The organism is Streptomyces melanosporofaciens, assembly GCF_900105695.1.
Taxonomy (GTDB): Bacteria; Actinomycetota; Actinomycetes; order Streptomycetales; family Streptomycetaceae; genus Streptomyces; species Streptomyces antimycoticus.
This window is the reverse complement of sequence record NZ_FNST01000002.1, coordinates 1924418-1942788: the sequence shown is the minus strand read 5'-3', so window position 1 is coordinate 1942788 and position 18371 is coordinate 1924418. Positions and strand designations below refer to the sequence as shown.

The 18371-nt window shown below is 73.9% G+C and carries 1 protein-coding gene and 2 pseudogenes; all 3 read left to right on the top strand.

Annotated elements, in window-relative coordinates; translation table 11 throughout:
• Positions 1-40 precede the first annotated feature (40 nt).
• Positions 41-2716 (top strand): annotated as a pseudogene (locus tag BLV72_RS51985) (type I polyketide synthase); the annotation flags it as partial.
• A gap of 153 nt (positions 2717-2869) precedes the next feature.
• A pseudogene (locus BLV72_RS51980) lies at positions 2870-8143 on the top strand (KR domain-containing protein); the annotation flags it as partial.
• 46 nt (positions 8144-8189) lie between these two features.
• Complete coding sequence (locus BLV72_RS51975; RefSeq protein ID WP_425288513.1) at positions 8190-18365, top strand: type I polyketide synthase; 10176 nt, start codon at positions 8190-8192, stop codon at positions 18363-18365.
• Positions 18366-18371: the final 6 nt, after the last annotated feature.

Here is an 18371-nt window from a genome sequence, read left to right as displayed (position 1 = left end):
GGCGTTCCTGTTCACGGGACAGGGGAGTCAGCGGCTGGGGATGGGCCGTGAGCTCTACCAGACGTATCCGGTGTTCGCGGAGGCGCTGGACGCGGTCTGCGATGCGCTGGACGCGCATCTGGAACGGCCGCTGAAGACGGTGCTGTTCGGGGAGGACGCGGAGGCGCTGGACCGGACCGGTTTCACTCAGCCCGCGCTGTTCGCGGTCGAGGTGGCGTTGTTCCGGTTGGTGGAGGCGTGGGGGCTGCGGCCCGACTATCTGTCGGGTCACTCGATCGGTGAGCTGGCTGCCGCGCATGTGGCGGGTGTGCTCTCGCTCGCCGATGCGGCGAAGCTGGTGGCGGCGCGTGGGCGGTTGATGCAGGAGCTTCCGGCCGGTGGCGCGATGATTGCCATCCAGGCGTCCGAGGACGAGGTGGCGCCGCTGCTGACCGAGCGGGTGTCGATTGCCGCGCTCAACGGCCCGACGTCGGTGGTCATCGCGGGTGACGAGGACGAGGCTGTCGCGATTGCGGCGGGTTTCGAGGCGCAGGGTCGGAAGACGAAGCGGCTTACGGTGAGCCATGCGTTCCACTCGCCGCGTATGGACGGCATGTTGGAAGCGTTCCGTGAGGTGGCGGAGGGGCTGTCGTACGAGGCCCCGCGGATCCCGATCGTCTCCAACCTCACCGGTGGCGTCGTCTCCGCCGAGGAGATCACGACGGCCGACTTCTGGGTGCGCCACGTCCGCGAGGCCGTCCGCTTCCTCGACGGCGTAAGGACGTTGGAAGCCCAAGGCGTCACGACCTTCGTGGAGCTGGGCCCCGATGGTGTCCTCACCGCGATGGCGCAGGAGTGTGTGACCGGTGGCAACGCCGCGTTCGTCTCCGCGCTGCGCAAGGACCGTCCCGAGGCCGAGGCGCTGACCACCGCCCTCGCCCGCGCCTATGTGCGGGGCGTGGCGCCGGAGTGGGCCGCGTACTTCGCCGGGACCGGCGCCCACCGCGTCGACCTGCCGACGTACGCCTTCCAGCACCGTCGCTACTGGCCCGAGGAGTCGGTGGCGAGCCGGGCGGCCGCCGGTGTCGACGGCTGGCGCTACCAGGTGGCGTGGAAGCCACTGTCGCTGGGCTCGGCCGGCCGGCTGTCCGGGGTGTGGCTCGTCGCCGCCCCCGCCGAGGACACCGCCGCCGACGCGTGGACGGACGGTGTCGTCCGTACGCTGACCGAGCGGGGCGCCGAGGTGCGGCGGCTCGACCTGGCCGCCGAGGACCGCGCGGGCATCGCCGAGCGGCTGCGTACGGCGGCCGACGGCGGGGCCGTGGCCGGTGTGCTCTCGCTGCTGGCCACCGGGGACACCGACGCCCTGCTGCCCACGGCCGCCCTCGTGCAGGCCATGGGCGACGCCGCGATCGACGCGCCGCTGTGGTGTGCCACCCGGGGCGCCGTCTCGACGGGGCGTCAGGGCGAGCTGGTGGACCCGGCCCGCGCCCAGGTGTGGGGACTTGGCCGGGTGGCGGCGCTGGAGCTGCCCGACCGCTGGGGCGGTCTCGTCGACCTCCCCGAGACCATGACCGACCGGGTGCTGTCGCGGCTCGCGGTGGTGCTCGCCGGGGCCGGGGACGAGGACCAGATCGCCGTCCGCGCCTCCGGGGTGTTCGGCCGTCGGCTGGCGCGGGCGACCGCACGGCAGATGGCGGGGTCCGAGGGCTGGAGCGCTCGCGGCACCGTGCTGGTGACGGGCGGTACGGGCGCGCTGGGCGGCCAGGTGGCCCGTTGGCTGATCGACAAGGGCGCCGAACACGTGGTGCTCACCAGCCGCCGGGGCCTCGACGCCCCGGGCGCTGCCGAGCTGCGCGATGAACTCGCCGCCACCGGCGCCCGGATCACCGTCGCCGCCTGTGATGTGGCCGACCGGGAGGCCCTGGCCGGGCTGCTGGCCGACCTCCCCGCCGAGTTGCCGCTGACGGCCGTGGTGCACGCGGCCGGGGTGCTGGACGACGGCATTCTGGAGTCGCTGACCCCCGAGCGCTTCGCCTCCGTCCTGCGTGCGAAGGCCGACGCCGCGCTCGCCCTGGACGAGCTGACGCGCGAGCTGGACCTGTCCGCGTTCGTGCTGTTCTCCTCGACCAGCGGCACCGTCGGCGCCGCGGGCCAGGCCAACTACGCCGCCGCGAACGCCTTCCTGGACGCGCTCGCCCAGCGGCGGCGCGCCGAGGGCCTGCCCGCCACCTCGATCGCCTGGGGCCCGTGGGCCGCGGGCGGTATGGCCGCCGACGAGGCGCTGGAGCAGCGCATGCGCCGCGCCGGGATGCCGCCCATGGACGCCGATCTCGCGATCGACGCCCTGCAGCGCGCCCTCGACCTGGGCGACGCGGCCGTGACCGTGGCGGATGTCGACTGGGACCGGTTCGCCCCGGGCTTCACCGCGGGCCGCCCCAGCCCCCTGCTGGCCGACCTGCCCGAGGTGCGCCAGGCCGCCGCGCGCGGCGCCGCCACCGCGACCGGCGAGACCGCGCCGGTCGAGACGGCCTCCGCGCTCGCGCGGCGGCTCCTCGGCCTGCCCGAGGCGGAGCGCCACCGGGCGCTGCTGGATCTCGTACGGACCCATGTCGCGGAGGTCCTCGGCCACGCCGATGTGTCCGACATCAGCGCCGAACGGGCCTTCCGTGAGATCGGCTTCGACTCCCTCACCGCCGTCGAACTGCGCAACGGCCTCAACGCCGCCACCGATCTGAGGCTCCCCGCCACCCTCATCTACGACTACCCGACGCCGCTCGCCCTCGCCGACCACCTCTTCGCCGAACTGCTCGGCGGACAGGTGGCGGTCACGGGCGGCGCGTCGCCGGTGGCGGGCGTGGCCGACGACGATCCGATCGCGATCGTCGCGATGAGCTGCCGCTTCCCGGGCGGTGTCCGCAGCCCCGAGGAGCTGTGGCAACTGCTGGTGTCCGGCACGGACGCCATCGTGGACATGCCCGCCGACCGCGGCTGGGACCTCCGGACGCTCTACAACCCGGACCCGGATGTCGAGGGCACCTCATACGCCCGCGAGGGCGGCTTCCTGAGCGACGCGGCCGACTTCGACCCGGCGTTCTTCGGGATCTCGCCGCGCGAGGCCCTGGCCATGGACCCGCAGCAGCGGCTGCTGCTGGAGACCTCCTGGGAGGCGTTCGAGCGGGCCGGGATCGACCCGGCGACGCTGCGCGGCTCCACCGCCGGTGTCTTCGTCGGCACCAATGGCCAGGATTATCTCTCCCTGCTGCTGGGCGACTCGCAGGGCCTCGAAGGCCATATGGGCACGGGCAACGCGGCCAGCGTGATCTCGGGCCGGCTCGCCTACACCTTCGGTCTCGAAGGCCCGGCGGTCACCATCGACACCGCCTGCTCCTCCTCGCTGGTCGCCCTCCACTCGGCGATCCAGGCGCTGCGCGGCGGCGAGTGCTCGATCGCGCTCGCGGGCGGTGTGACCGTGATGTCGACGCCCGGTGTGTTCGTGGACTTCAGCCGTCAGCGCGGGCTCGCCGAGGACGGCCGGATCAAGGCGTTCGCGGCCGGTGCGGACGGCACCGGCTGGGGCGAGGGCGTCGGCATGCTGCTCGTCGAGCGACTGTCGGACGCGCGGAAGAACGGCCACCCGGTGCTCGCGCTGGTGCGCGGCACGGCGGTCAACCAGGACGGTGCGTCCAATGGTCTGACGGCGCCGAACGGGCCGTCGCAGCAGCGCGTCATCCGCCAGGCGCTGGCGGGTGCGGGTCTTTCGGCGTCCGAGGTGGACGCGGTCGAGGCGCACGGCACGGGCACCCGGCTGGGCGACCCGATCGAGGCGCAGGCGCTGCTCGCCACGTACGGCCAGGACCGGGCGGAGGGGCAGCCGCTGCTGCTCGGCTCCATCAAGTCCAACATCGGGCACACGCAGGCCGCGGCCGGTGTCGCCGGTGTGATGAAGATGGTTCTCGCCATGCGGCACGGGGTGCTGCCGCGGACGCTGCACGTGGACGAGCCCACCCCGCATGTGGACTGGTCGGCGGGCGACATCAGCCTGCTGACGGAGCAGGTGGAATGGCCGGAGACCGGCCATCCGCGCCGCGCGGGCATCTCCTCCTTCGGCTTCAGCGGGACCAATGCCCACGCCGTGGTGGAAGAGGCCCCGGCGGCTGACGTTGTTGAGACCGTTGAGCCCGCCGATGAGGGCGGGGCGGCCCTGCCGGTGCTGCTCTCGGCCCGGACGGCGGAGGGGCTGCGCGAACAGGCCCAGCAGCTCCACGGCCACCTGACCGAGCGGACCGAGCTGCGGACGGCCGACCTCGGCCGCGCGCTCGCCGTGGGCCGCTCGGCCTTCGAGGAGCGCGCGGCGCTGATCGCCGAGGACCGGGACGGGCTGCTGTCCGGCCTGGCGGCGCTCGCCGAGGGGCGTACGGCGGCCGGGCTCGTTCAGGGTGCGGTGGCCGGCGGCCGGGTGGCGTTCCTGTTCACGGGGCAGGGCAGCCAGCGGCTCGGCATGGGCCGTGAGCTGTACTACGCGTACTCGGTGTTCGCGGAGGCGCTGGACGCGGTCTGCGATGAGCTGGACGCGCATCTGGAACGGCCGTTGAAGACGGTGCTGTTCGGGGATGACGCGGAGGCGCTGGATCAGACGGGGTTCACTCAGCCTGCGTTGTTCGCGGTTGAGGTGGCGTTGTTCCGGTTGGTGGAGGCGTGGGGTCTGCGTGCGGACTTCCTGTCGGGTCACTCGATTGGTGAGTTGGCGGCCGCGCATGTGGCGGGTGTGTTGTCGCTCGCGGACGCGGCGAAGTTGGTGGCGGCGCGTGGTCGGTTGATGCAGGAGCTGCCTGCCGGTGGCGCGATGATCGCGGTGCAGGCGTCGGAGGACGAGGTGCTGCCGCTGCTGACCGAGCGGGTCAGCATCGCCGCGCTCAATGGGCCGACGTCTGTCGTGGTCGCGGGTGATGAGGACGAGGCTGTCGCGATTGCCGATGGTTTCGAGGCGCAGGGTCGGAAGACGAAGCGGCTCACGGTCAGCCACGCGTTCCACTCGCCGCGTATGGACGGGATGCTGGAGGCGTTCCGTGAGGTGGCCGAGAGGCTGTCGTACGAGGCCCCGCGGATCCCCATCGTCTCCAACCTGACCGGGAACGTCGTCTCCGCCGAGGAGATCACGAGCCCCGACTTCTGGGTGCGCCACGTCCGCGAGGCCGTCCGCTTCCTCGACGGTGTGCGGACGTTGGAAGCGCGCAACGTCACCACGTTCATCGAGCTGGGCCCCGACGGGGTCCTGACCGCGATGGCGCAGGAGTGTGTGACCGACTCCGCGTCGGACGCCGCGTTCCTCTCCGCGCTGCGCAAGGACCGTCCCGAGGCCGAGGCGCTGACCACGGCCGTCGCGCGGGCGCATGTGCGCGGTGTGGCCGTGGACTGGGCGGCCTTCTACGCCGGGACCGGCGCCACCCGACTGGCGCCGGACGAACTGGCCGAGCTGCCCACGTACGCCTTCCAGCGGCAGCGCTACTGGCCGAAGGTCTCCTCGCTGTTCCTCGGTGACGTGGCCGCGGTCGGGCTGGGCGAGGCCGAGCATCCGCTGCTCGGCGCCAGCGCCGAACTGCCCAGCGCTGATGGGATGTTGTTCACCGGACGGCTGGCGCTGTCCACGCACCCGTGGCTGGCCGATCACACGATCATGGACACCGTGCTGCTGCCGGGCACCGCGTTCGTGGAGCTGGCGGTCCGGGCCGGTGACCAGGTCGGCTGCGAGGTGCTGGAGGAGCTGACCCTCGAAGCGCCGCTGGTCCTGACCGAGGACGGCGGCGTCCAGCTGCGGCTGTGGGTCGGCGCGGCCGATGGCACCGGCCGGCGCCCGCTGGAGCTGCACTCCCGCGCCGAACACCTGTCGGCCGAGGAGCCGTGGACCCGGCATGCGTCCGGTGTCCTGGCGTCCGACGGTGCGCCGGAGGCGTCGTTCGAGCTGACCGCATGGCCTCCGGCGGACGCCGCCGAGGTGGAGGTCGGCGACCGTTACGCCGAGCTGCGGGACGTCGGTTTCGCCTACGGCCCCGCGTTCCAGGGGCTGCGCAGGGCATGGCGGCGCGGTGGCGAGGTGTTCGCCGAGGTGGTGCTGGACGAGGACACGGCCGAGGAGGCCGCCGCGTTCGGTCTGCACCCGGCGCTGCTGGACGCCGCGCTGCACGCGCTCGGCCTGGCCGGGCTCGGTGGCACCGAGACCGAGGGGCGGCTGCCGTTCGCCTGGACCGGGGTGTCGCTGTACGCGAGCGGCGCGGCCACGCTGCGGGTGCGGATGGCCGCCGTGGGCGGCGACGGCGTCCGCCTGGAGATCGCGGACGCCGCGGGCGCCCCGGTCGCGGTCGTGGACTCGCTGGTGTTGCGGCCGGTCTCGGCCGAGCAGCTGCGGAGCGCGCGGACGGCGTACCACGAGTCGCTGTACCGCGTGGAGTGGACGAAGGCCGGACCTGCTGACATGGTCGATGCTCCGAGCGACGGCCGCTGGGCGGCACTGGGTACGGACACCCTGGGCCTCCCCACATACCCGGACCTGGCCGCGCTGGCCGATTCCGGAACGGCGCCGCCGGAATACGTCGTGGTGGACCTGACGCATCAAGCCCGTCCGGCGATTGAGGACCGGGGCCTCGGGGCGGAGCCCCAAGTTTCGGGAAGGGGCGGGGTAGGGGACAACCTCTCGCAAGCCGCACACCACGCCACCACCCGAGCCCTCCACCTCCTCCAGTCCTGGCTGGCCGACGACCGCTTCACGGACTCACGCCTGGTCCTGCTCACCTCGGGCACCGTGGCCACCGAGCCCGGTGAGCCGGTAACGGACCCGGCTGGCGCGGCCGTCCGCGGTCTGGTGCGTTCGGCGCAGTCCGAGAACCCGGATCGCCTCGTCCTGATCGACCTCGACGACACGCGGGCCGCGCTGCCCTCACTGTCCACAGCCGTCGCAAGCGGCGAGCCCGAGGTCGCAGTACGGCAAGGCGTCCTCAAGACCCCCCGCCTGGCCCGCGCCGCGTCAACGGCCGAGAGCGAGACCCCGGAGTGGAACCCGGACGGCACGGTGCTGGTGACCGGTGCATCTGGTTCGCTGGGCGGCCTGTTCGCCCGCCACCTGGTGGCGGAGCGTGGCGTACGGCAGCTCCTGCTGGTGAGCCGCCGTGGCGACCAGGCCCCGGGCGCGGCCGAACTCGGCGCGGAACTGGTCGAGTTGGGCGCGGACGTGCGCTGGGCCGCCTGCGATGTGGCGGACCGGGACGCGCTCGCCGCGACCCTCGCCGCCATCCCCGCCGAACACCCGCTCACGGCGGTCGTCCACACCGCCGGTGTGCTGGACGACGGTGTGATCGGCTCCCTCACCCCGAGCGCGTCGACCACGTCATGCGCCCGAAGGTGGACGCGGCCTGGAACCTCCACGAGCTCACCCGCGACCAGGATCTCTCGGCGTTCGTCCTGTTCTCCTCGGCCGCCGGTGTCTTCGGCGGCCCGGGCCAGGGCAACTACGCGGCCGCCAACGTCTTCCTGGACGCCCTCGCCCAGCACCGCGCCGCGCAGGGCCTGCCGGCCACCGCGCTGGCGTGGGGCCTGTGGGCCGGTGGCGGCATGGGCGACACCCTGGACGAGGCCGACATCACCCGGATGCGGCGGGCCGGAGTGCCGCCGCTGCCGGTGGCGGAGGGCCTGCGGCTCTTCGACGCGGCGCTGACCGTCGACGAGGCGTCGCTGGTGCCGATGCGCCTGGACCTCGCGGCGCTGCGCAACCAGCCCGCCATCTCGCCGCTGCTGCGCGGTCTGGTGCGGGTCCCGGCGCGGCGCGCGGTGGACGCGGTCGCGGCGGGCGGCGAGTCCGGCCTGGCCGGGCGCCTCGCCGGGCTGTCCGAGCCCGAGCAGGAGCGGCTGCTGCTGGACCTGGTCCGGGCGCAGGTGGCGACCGTACTCGGCTACGCGGGTGCGGAGACCATCGGCTCCGGGCGGGCGTTCAAGGATCTGGGCTTCGACTCGCTCACCGCCGTTGAGCTGCGCAACCAGCTCAACTCCGGCACCGGGCTGCGGCTGCCCGCGACGCTCATCTTCGACTATCCGGACCCGCAGGTCCTGGCCCGCCATCTGCGGACCGAGCTGGTGGGCGAGGAGTCGGCGGAGGTGCACACCCCGGTCCCGGTGACGGCCGTCACCGAGGACGAGCCGATCGCCATCGTCGGGATGAGCTGCCGCTACCCGGGCGGGGTCACCACCCCGAGGAGCTGTGGCAGCTCGTCATCGGCGCCACCGACGCCATCTCCGACTTCCCCGTCGACCGTGGCTGGGACCTCGACGCGCTCTACAGCGACGACCCCGACCAGGTGGGCACCAGCTACACCCGCGAGGGCGGCTTCCTGCACGACGCCGCCGACTTCGACCCGGACTTCTTCGGGATCAACCCGCGCGAGGCCATGGCGATGGATCCGCAGCAGCGGTTGCTGCTGGAGACGTCGTGGGAGGCGTTCGAGCGCGCGGGCATCGACCCTGCGGCCGTGCGCGGCAGCAAGACCGGTGTCTTCGCGGGCGTCATGTACCACGACTATCTGACGCGGCTGACCGCCGTCCCCGAGGGGCTCGAGGGCTACCTCGGTACGGGCGGCGCGGGCTCCATCGCCTCGGGCCGGGTGGCGTACACCTTCGGTCTCGAAGGCCCGGCCGTCACCATCGACACCGCGTGCTCGTCGTCGCTGGTGGCACTGCACCTGGCCGCACAGGCGCTGCGCAACGGCGAGTGCTCGCTGGCGCTGGCCGGTGGTGTGACCGTCATGGCCACCCCGGACACGTTCATCGACTTCAGCCGCCAGCAGGGCCTGTCCACCGATGGCCGCTGCAAGTCCTTCGCGGCGTCGGCGGACGGCACCGGCTGGGCCGAGGGCGCGGGCATGCTGCTCGTCGAGCGGCTGTCGGACGCGCGGCGCAACGGACACCGCGTCCTGGCGATCGTGCGGGGCTCGGCCATCAACCAGGACGGCGCGTCCAACGGTCTGACGGCGCCCAACGGCCCGTCCCAGCAGCGCGTCATCCGCGACGCGCTGACCAGTGCCCGGCTCACCACCGCCGATGTCGACGTGGTGGAGGCGCACGGCACGGGCACGACGCTGGGCGACCCGATCGAGGCCCAGGCCCTGCTCGCCACCTACGGCCGCGGCCGGCCGGAGGGGCAGCCGCTGTGGCTCGGCTCGCTGAAGTCCAACATCGGTCACACCCAGGCCGCCGCGGGCGTCGCGGGCATCATCAAGATGATCATGGCGATGCGACACGGCGTGCTTCCGCAGACGCTGCACATCGACGAGCCCACCCCGCATGTGGACTGGTCGGCGGGCGACCTTGAGCTGCTGACCGAGGCCCGGCCGTGGCCGGAGCTCGGCCGGCCGCGCCGGGCGGCCATCTCGTCGTTCGGCGTGAGCGGCACGAACGCGCACACGATCATCGAGCAGCCCCCGGCCCCCGAGGAGATCCCCGCGACCGCTCCGGTGGCGGAGCTGCCGACGGTGCCCTGGGTGCTCTCGGGCAAGTCCGAGGCCGCCCTGCGCGGCCAGGCCGAACGGCTCCTCGCCCACCTCGGCACCCACCCCGACCTGGACACCACCGACGTCGGCTACGCACTGGCGACGGGCCGGGCGGCGCTGGAGCGGCGCGCGGTCGTCGTCGGCGAGGACCGGGACGGGCTGCTGTCCGGCCTGGAGGCGCTGGCGCGCGGCGAGTCGGCCGCGGGGCTGGTCCAGGGGACGGTGGCCGGGGGCGGCAAGGTGGCGTTCCTGTTCACCGGACAGGGGAGTCAGCGGCTGGGGATGGGACGTGAGCTGTACGACGCCTATCCGGTGTTCGCGGAGGCGCTGGACGCGGTCTGCGCGGAGCTGGACGCGCATCTGGAACGGCCGCTGCAGACGGTGCTGTTCGGGGAGGACGCGGAGACGCTCGACCGGACCGGTTTCACCCAGCCCGCGCTGTTCGCGGTCGAGGTGGCGTTGTTCCGGCTGGTGGAGGCATGGGGGCTGCGGCCCGACTTCCTCTCCGGGCATTCGATCGGTGAGCTGGCCGCCGCGCATGTGGCGGGTGTGCTCTCGCTCGCCGATGCGGCGAAGCTGGTGGCGGCTCGTGGGCGGTTGATGCAGGAGCTGCCTGCTGGTGGCGCGATGATTGCCATCCAGGCATCGGAGGACGAGGTCACACCGCTGCTCACCGACCGTGTGTCGATGGCCGCGCTCAACGGGCCGACGTCGGTGGTCATCGCGGGTGACGAGGACGCGGCGCTGCAGATCGCGGCGGGCTTCGAGGCGCAGGGTCGGAAGACGAAGCGGCTCACCGTCAGCCACGCGTTCCACTCGCCGCGCATGGACGGGATGCTGGACGCGTTCCGTGAGGTGGCGCAGGGTCTGTCGTACGAGGCCCCGCGCATTCCGATCGTGTCCAACCTGACCGGGACCGTGGTCTCCGCCGAGGAGATCACCAGCCCCGACTTCTGGGTGCGCCACGTCCGCGAGGCGGTCCGCTTCCTCGACGGCGTCCGGACGATGGAGGCCCAGGGCGTCACCACTTACGTCGAGTTGGGCCCGGACGGTGTCCTCACCGCCATGGCCCAGGAGTGCGTCTCCGGCGATGCCGCCGCCTTCGTATCGGCGCTTCGCAAGGGTCGTAACGAGCCGGGGGCGATGACCACCGCCCTCGCCGCGTTGCACACCCGGGGGCTGGCTCTGGACTGGTCGGCGTTCTTCGCCGGTACGGGAGCCCGCGCCATCGAGCTGCCGACCTACGCCTTCCAGCGGCAGCGCTTCTGGGTGGAGAACCCGGAGGAGGTCCGCGAGGCCGTCGCGGCCATGGATTCGGTGGACGCGCGGTTCTGGGAGGCCGTCGAGCGCGAGGACTTGGAGGCCCTGGCCGGGACGCTCCAGTCCGAGGACGCCGACGCGCTCACCTCGCTGGGTGCCGTTCTGCCGGTGCTGTCCTCGTGGCGGCGCCGCCAGGGCGAGCGGTCCACCGTGGACGCGTGGCGCTACCAGGTGACCTGGAAGCCGGTGGCCGCTCGCGCCGAGGCGGCGCCGACCGGCCGCTGGCTGGTCGTCACCACCGCTGGAGAGGCGGACCGCGCACTGGCCGAGGGTGTCGTACGGACGCTGTCCGCACGCGGCGCCGAGGTCCAGCGGGTCGAGCTGGCCGCCGGGGACCGTACGGGCATGGCCGAGCGGCTGGCCGAGGCGGTCGCCGACGCTCCGCCGGCCGGGGTGTTCGCCCTCCCGGCCCTCGCCGAGGGCGCCGACGGGCTGGTCCGTACGGCCGCCCTGGCGCAGGCGCTGGGCGATCTGGGCGTGGACGCGCCGCTGTGGGTCGCCACGCGCGGCGCGGTCTCGACCGGCCGCGCGGACGGTCCGGTGGACCCGTCGCAGGCCCGGGTCTGGGGCCTGGGCCGGGTCGCGGCCCTGGAACTGGCCGAGCGATGGGGCGGTCTCGTCGATCTGCCGGAGACGGTGGACGACCGGGCGCTGTCGCGGCTGGCGGGTGTGCTGGCCGGTGGCCAGGGCGAGGACCAGGTGGCGGTGCGCGCCTCCGGCGTCTTCGGGCGCCGGCTGACCCGGTCCGCCAACACCGGGCGTGGCCGCGACTGGCGGCCGGGCGCGGGCTCGGTCCTGGTGACCGGCGGTACGGGCGCGCTGGGCGCGCATGTGGCCCGCTGGCTGATCGACAAGGGCGCCGAACATGTGGTGCTCACCAGCCGCCGTGGCCTCGACGCCCCCGGCGCGGCCGAGCTGCGGGACGAACTCACCGCCTCGGGCGCCCGGGTGACCGTCGCGGCCTGCGACGCCGCCGACCGCGAGGCGCTGGCCGCACTGGTGGCGGGGCTTCCGGCCGAACTGCCGCTGACGGCGGTGGTGCACGCGGCCGGGGTGCTGGACGACGGCGTTCTGGAGTCGCTGACCCCCGAGCGCTTCGCCTCCGTCCTGCGGGCCAAGGCCGAGGCCGCGGCCACTCTGCATGAGCTGACGCGGGACCTGGACCTGACGGCCTTCGTCCTGTTCTCCTCGTTCGCGGGCTCGATCGGCGCCGCCGGTCAGGCCAACTACGCCGCCGCGAACGCCTTCCTGGACGCGCTCGCCGAGCGCCGCCGGGCCGAGGGCCTGCCCGCCACTTCGGTGGCCTGGGGCCCGTGGGCCGAGGGCGGGATGGCCGCGGACGACGCGCTGGAACAGCGCATGCGCCGCGCCGGTGTGCCGCCGATGGGGGCGGACCTGGCCATCGCCGCGCTGCAGCGTGCGCTGGACCTGGACGAGACCGCGGTGACGGTCGCGGACATCGACTGGGAGCGGCTGGCCCCCGGCTTCACCGCCTCCCGGCCGAGCCCGCTGCTGCTGGAGCTGCCCGAGGTGCGTACCGCGCTGGAGGCCGAAGGCGGGCGGACGGCCCGTACGGCCGGTGGCGGCGCGGACGAGTCCTCGCCGGCCCAGCGGCTCGCGGGGGTCCCGGCGGCCGAGCGCGAGCGGATGCTGCTGGACCTGGTGCGCTCGGCCGTGGCCGACGTGCTGGGCCACTCCGACGCGGAGGCGGTGGAGGCGGACCGGGCGTTCCGGGATCTGGGCTTCGACTCGCTGACCGCCGTCGAGCTGCGCAACCGCATGAACACCGTGACCGGGCTGCGGCTGCCGCCCACGCTGGTGTACGACTACCCGTCGTCCTCGGCGCTCGCCGCCCACCTCCGTACGGAGATTTGGGGCGAGGAGAGCGCGGCCGAGGCGGTCGCCGGTGTGCCGTCCACGACGGTGGCCGTCGCCGACGATCCGATCGCGATCGTCGGGATGAGCTGCCGCTTCCCGGGTGGTGTGCGGTCGCCGGAGGAGCTGTGGCGGCTCCTGGTCTCCGGGCAGGACGCGGTGACGGGCTTCCCGGCCGACCGTGGCTGGGACCTGGAGGCGCTGTACGACCCGGACTCCGCCACCGAGAACACCAGCTATGTCCGCGAGGGCGGATTCCTGGCGGACGCCGGGGACTTCGACGCCTCGTTCTTCGGGATCTCGCCGCGCGAGGCGCTTGCCATGGACCCGCAGCAGCGGTTGTTGCTGGAGACCTCGTGGGAGGCGTTCGAGCGGGCCGGGATCGACCCGACGACGCTGCGCGGTCAGCAGGTCGGCGTGTTCGCGGGCACCAACGGCCAGGACTACATGTCGCTCGTGCTCCACTCGCCGGACGGCGGCGATGGCTTCATGGGGACGGGTAACGCGGCCAGTGTGATGTCGGGCCGGGTGTCCTACGCGCTGGGCCTTGAGGGTCCTGCGGTGACGGTGGATACCGCCTGCTCGTCGTCGTTGGTGGCGTTGCACTGGGCGATTCAGGCGTTGCGGGCGGGTGAGTGCTCGTTGGCGCTGGCCGGTGGTGTGACGGTGATGTCGACGCCGGGTTCGTTTGTGGACTTCAGTCGTCAGCGTGGGCTGGCGGAGGACGGCCGGATCAAGGCGTTCGCCGCCGGTGCGGACGGCACCGGTTGGGGCGAGGGCGTGGGCATGCTGCTCGTCGAGCGGCTGTCGGACGCCCAGCGCCATGGCCATGAGGTGCTGGCCGTCGTCCGCGGCTCCGCGATCAACCAGGACGGAGCCAGCAACGGTCTGACGGCGCCGAACGGTCCCTCGCAGCAGCGGGTGATCCGGCAGGCGCTCGCCGGTGCGGGGCTGTCCGCGTCCGAGGTGGACGCGGTCGAGGCGCACGGCACCGGTACGACGCTGGGCGACCCGATCGAGGCGCAGGCGCTGCTGGCCACGTACGGCCAGGAGCGGGACCCCGAGCGGCCGCTGCTGCTCGGCTCCATCAAGTCCAACATCGGCCACACGCAGGCCGCGGCCGGCGTCGCCGGGGTGATGAAGATGGTGCTGGCACTGCGGCACGGTGTGCTCCCGCCGACCCTGCACGTGGACGAGCCGACCCCACATGTCGACTGGTCCGCCGGTGAGCTGGAGCTGCTGACCGAGGCGCGGGAGTGGCCGGAGACCGGCCGTCCGCGCCGGGCCGCGGTCTCCGCGTTCGGCATCAGCGGTACCAACGCGCACACCCTGCTGGAGCAGGCCCCGGAGCCGAAGGAGAGCCCCACCGTCGCTCCGGCGGTGGAGCTGCCGACGGTGCCGTGGGTGCTGTCGGCCAAGTCCCCGGCCGCCGTACGCGGCCAGGCCGAACGGCTCCTGGCCCACCTCGGCGGCGCGACCGCACCGGCCGCCGCCGATGTGGCCTACTCGCTCGCCACGACCCGCGCCGCCCTGGACCACCGGGCCGTGCTCACCGCGGACGGCGGGGACGGGCTGCCGGCCGGTCTCGCGGCGCTGGCGCGAGGCGAGTTGGAGGTGCCGGGCCTGGTCGAGGGCTCGGTGTCCGGTGGCAAGGTGGCGTTCCTCTTCACCGGACAGGGCAGCCAGCGGCTCGGCATGGGCCGTGAGCTGTACGACACCTTCCCGGTGTTCGCGGACGCGCTGGACGAGGTGTGCGCCCACTTGGACGCGCATCTGGAGCGGCCGCTGAGGGACGTGCTGTTCGGCGACGACGCCACCGCACTGGACCGGACCGGATTCACCCAGCCCGCGCTGTTCGCCATCGAGGTGGCGCTGTTCCGGCTGGTGGAGACCTGGGGCCTGAAGGCGGACTTCCTGTCCGGCCACTCGATCGGTGAGCTGGCGGCTGCCCATGTGGCGGGTGTGTTCTCGCTCGCCGACGCGGCGAAGCTGGTGGCGGCCCGTGGCCGCCTGATGCAGGAGCTGCCTGCCGGTGGCGCGATGATCGCCGTCCAGGCGTCCGAGGACGAGGTGGCGCCGCTGCTGACCGAGCGGGTGTCGATCGCCGCGCTCAACGGGCCGACGTCGGTCGTGGTGGCGGGTGATGAGGACGAGGCGCTGCAGATCGCCGCGGCGTTCGAGGCGCAGGGCCGTAAGACCAAGCGCCTCACCGTGAGCCACGCGTTCCACTCCCCGCGCATGGACGGCATGTTGGACGCGTTCCGCGAGATCGCGGAGGGGCTGACCTACGAGGCCCCGCACATCCCCATCGTGTCCAACCTGACGGGCGAGCCGGTCTCCGCCGAGGAGATCACCAGCCCCGGCTTCTGGGTGCGCCACGTCCGGGAGGCCGTGCGCTTCCTCGACGGCGTCCGCACCCTCGAAGCCCGGGGCGTGACCACCTTCGTGGAGCTGGGCCCCGACGGTGTCCTCACCGCCATGGCGCAGGACTGCCTGGCCGAGCCCGACGCGGCCGAGCTGCTGCCCGCGCTGCGCAAGGGCAGGCCGGAGGCCGAGGCGCTGACCGGCGCGCTGGCCCGGCTGTACGTCCGCGGCCTGGCCCCGGACTGGGAGGCGTTCTTCGCCGGTACGGGGGCCCGGAAGGTCGCGCTGCCGACGTACGCCTTCCAGCGCAGCCGCTACTGGGTCGACGCTCAGCTGAGCCTGGACGAGGTCGCCTCGGCGGGGCTCGGTTCGGCCGATCACCCGCTGCTGGGCGCGGCGGTGGAGTTGCCCGACGCGGACGCGTATGTGTTCTCCGGGCGGCTGTCGCTCGCCTCGCACACGTGGCTGGCGGACCACACGGTCGCGGACACGGCCGTGCTGCCCGGCTCCGCGTTCGTGGAGCTGGCGGTGCGCGCCGGGGACCATGTGGGCTGTGGGCTGCTGGCGGAGCTGACCCTGGACGAACCGCTGATCCTGCCGGAGCGCGGCGGGGTGCGGCTGCGGGTGTCGGTCGGCGAGCCGGACGCCGACGGGCGTCGCCCGCTGGGCGTGTACGCGCGGGACGAGCGCGCGGAGGCGGACCGGCCGTGGACCCGGCACGCCGCCGGTGTGCTCGCCTCGGGCGAGGCGGTGGCGGGCATGACCCCGGCGGGTGGCGGCGTTGAGTCGCTGTCCGTGTGGCCGCCCGCCGACGCGGAAGCGGTCGACACCGATGAGCTGTACGCGAGCATGGCGCGCGCCGGACTGCTGCACGGCCCCGCGTTCCAGGGCCTGCGCCGCGTCTGGCGGCGTGGCGAGGAGCTGTTCGCGGAGGTCCGCGTGGCGGCGGAGCGGCAGCCCGAGGCCGCCCGCTTCGCCCTGCACCCGGCCCTGCTGGACGGTGCGCTGCAGCCGCTCGCGCTGGGCGCGGGCGGCGCCGCGGTGGCGCGCTCCTGGCGTGGGGTGAGCCTGTACGCGGTCGGCGCCGAGGCGCTGCGCGTACGGCTGGCGCTGACCGAGGACGGCGCGGTGTCGATGGTGGCGGCCGATGAGACGGGTGCGCTCGTCGCGTCGGTGGACGCGCTGGAGACCGGGGCGCTGGAGGTGGACCGGATCGCCGGTGCGACCGCCTCCGACCGCCATGAGTCGCTGTTCCGCATCGACTGGGCGCCGGTGGCGGCACCCTCGAAGGAGCCCTCGACGGCGTCCTCGCAGGCGCCTTCGCGGACCGCGTCGGCGGGCTTCGCCGTCATCGGCGGCGATGAGCTCAAGTTGAGCGTGGCCCTGGAGACGGCCGGGTTCCGCGCCGCGGTCCACGACGACCTCGTCTCGCTGAACGCGGCGGTCGAGGCGGGCGAGGCCGCGCCGGACACCGTACTGGTGCCGTTCCCGCCGGAGCCGGGCGCCGAGGGCGGCCTCGCCGCCGGTGTGCACACGGCCACCCACCGTGTCCTGGGCCTGCTCCAGGAGTGGCTGAACGGCGGCCGGCCCGGATCGGCCCGGCTGGTCGTGGTCACGCGTGGCGCGGTCGCCGCGGCCGCCGACCCGGCGGTGGCGGACCTGGTGCACGCGCCGGTGTGGGGCCTGCTGCGCTCGGCGCAGACGGAGAACCCGGGCCAGTTCGTGCTGCTGGACGTGGACGGTGAGGTGTCGTACCCGGCGATCGCGGCGGCGCTGGACTCGGGCGAGCCCGAGCTGGCGCTGCGCGCCGGGGCGGCGTACGCGCCCCGTCTGGCCAGGGTCGAGGCGGCCCCGGCCGCCGAGGCGTCGGGGAAGAAGGCCATCGACCCGACCGGCAAGGCCATCGACCCGGACGGCACGGTGCTGATCACCGGCGCCACCGGCGGTCTGGGCAGGCTGTTCGCCCGCCATCTGGCCACCGCGCACGGCGCCCGCCATCTGCTGCTCACCAGCCGCAGCGGTCCCGCCGCCGACGGCATGGCCGAACTGGTGGCGGAGCTGGCCGAGGTGGGCGCACAGGCCACTGTCGCCGCATGCGACGCGGCCGACCGGGAGGCGCTGGCCGGGCTGCTGGCCACGATTCCGGCCGACCGTCCGCTGACGGCCGTGGTGCATACCGCGGGCGTCCTCGACGACGGTGTCATCGACATGCTGACGCCCGAGCGGGTGGACACGGCGCTGCGGCCCAAGGTCGACGCGGCGGTCAACCTGCACGAGCTGACCCGCGAGCTGGACCTGTCGGCCTTCGTGCTCTTCTCGGCCGCGGCCGGCACGCTGGGCGGCGCGGGCCAGGGTGGCTACGCGGCGGCGAACGTCTTCCTCGACGCCCTCGCCGGATACCGCCGCGCCACCGGCCGTACCGCACTGTCCCTGGTGTGGGGCATGTGGGCCGAGGAGCGGGGCATGGGCGGCCGGCTCGGCGAGGCCGACCAGCAGCGGGCGGCGCGCGGCGGGGTGCTGCCGCTGTCCACAGAGGAGGGGCTCGCCCTGTTCGACGCGGCCCACGCCGTGGCCGACGAGGCGGTACTCGTGCCCGTACGGCTGGAGATGGCGACGCTGCGCGCCGCCGCCGCCACCGGGGAGCTGCTGCCGCTCTACCGCGGTCTGGTGCGCACGCCCGTGCGCCGCGCCGCGACCGGCGGCCCCGCCGCCCCGGAGGCGGTGGCGGACACCGGGGACGGCACGCTGGCCCAGCGGCTGGCCGGGCAGTCGGAGGCCCAGCAGCAGCTGACCGTGCTGGACCTGGTCCGCCGTCAGGTGGCGGCCGTGCTGGGCTACGCCTCGAAGGACCAGGTGGGCGCCGAGCAGGCGTTCAAGGATCTGGGCTTCGACTCGCTGACGGCCGTGGAACTGCGGAACCGGCTGAACGCGGCCACCGGGCTGCGGCTGACGGCCACGCTGGTCTACGACTACCCGACACCGGTGGCGCTCGCGCGGCATCTGCGTCAGGAAGTGGCGCCGGAGGCCGACGGCCCCGGAGTGTCCGTACTGGAGGAACTGGAGCGGCTGGAGAACAGCCTGTCCTCGCTGACGCCGGAGGATCTGGCATCGGTGACGGAGGACGAGGCCGCGCATGCGAACATCGCGGTGCGCCTCCAGACGCTGCTCGCGAAGTGGAACGACGTGCGTCGCACCGCGGACGACGCCGGGGCGGACGCCGAGGCGGACGCGTTCGAAGAGGTCAGCGACGACGACCTCTTCGACTTCATCGACAAGAGGTTCGGCAACGGCTGAAGCGCG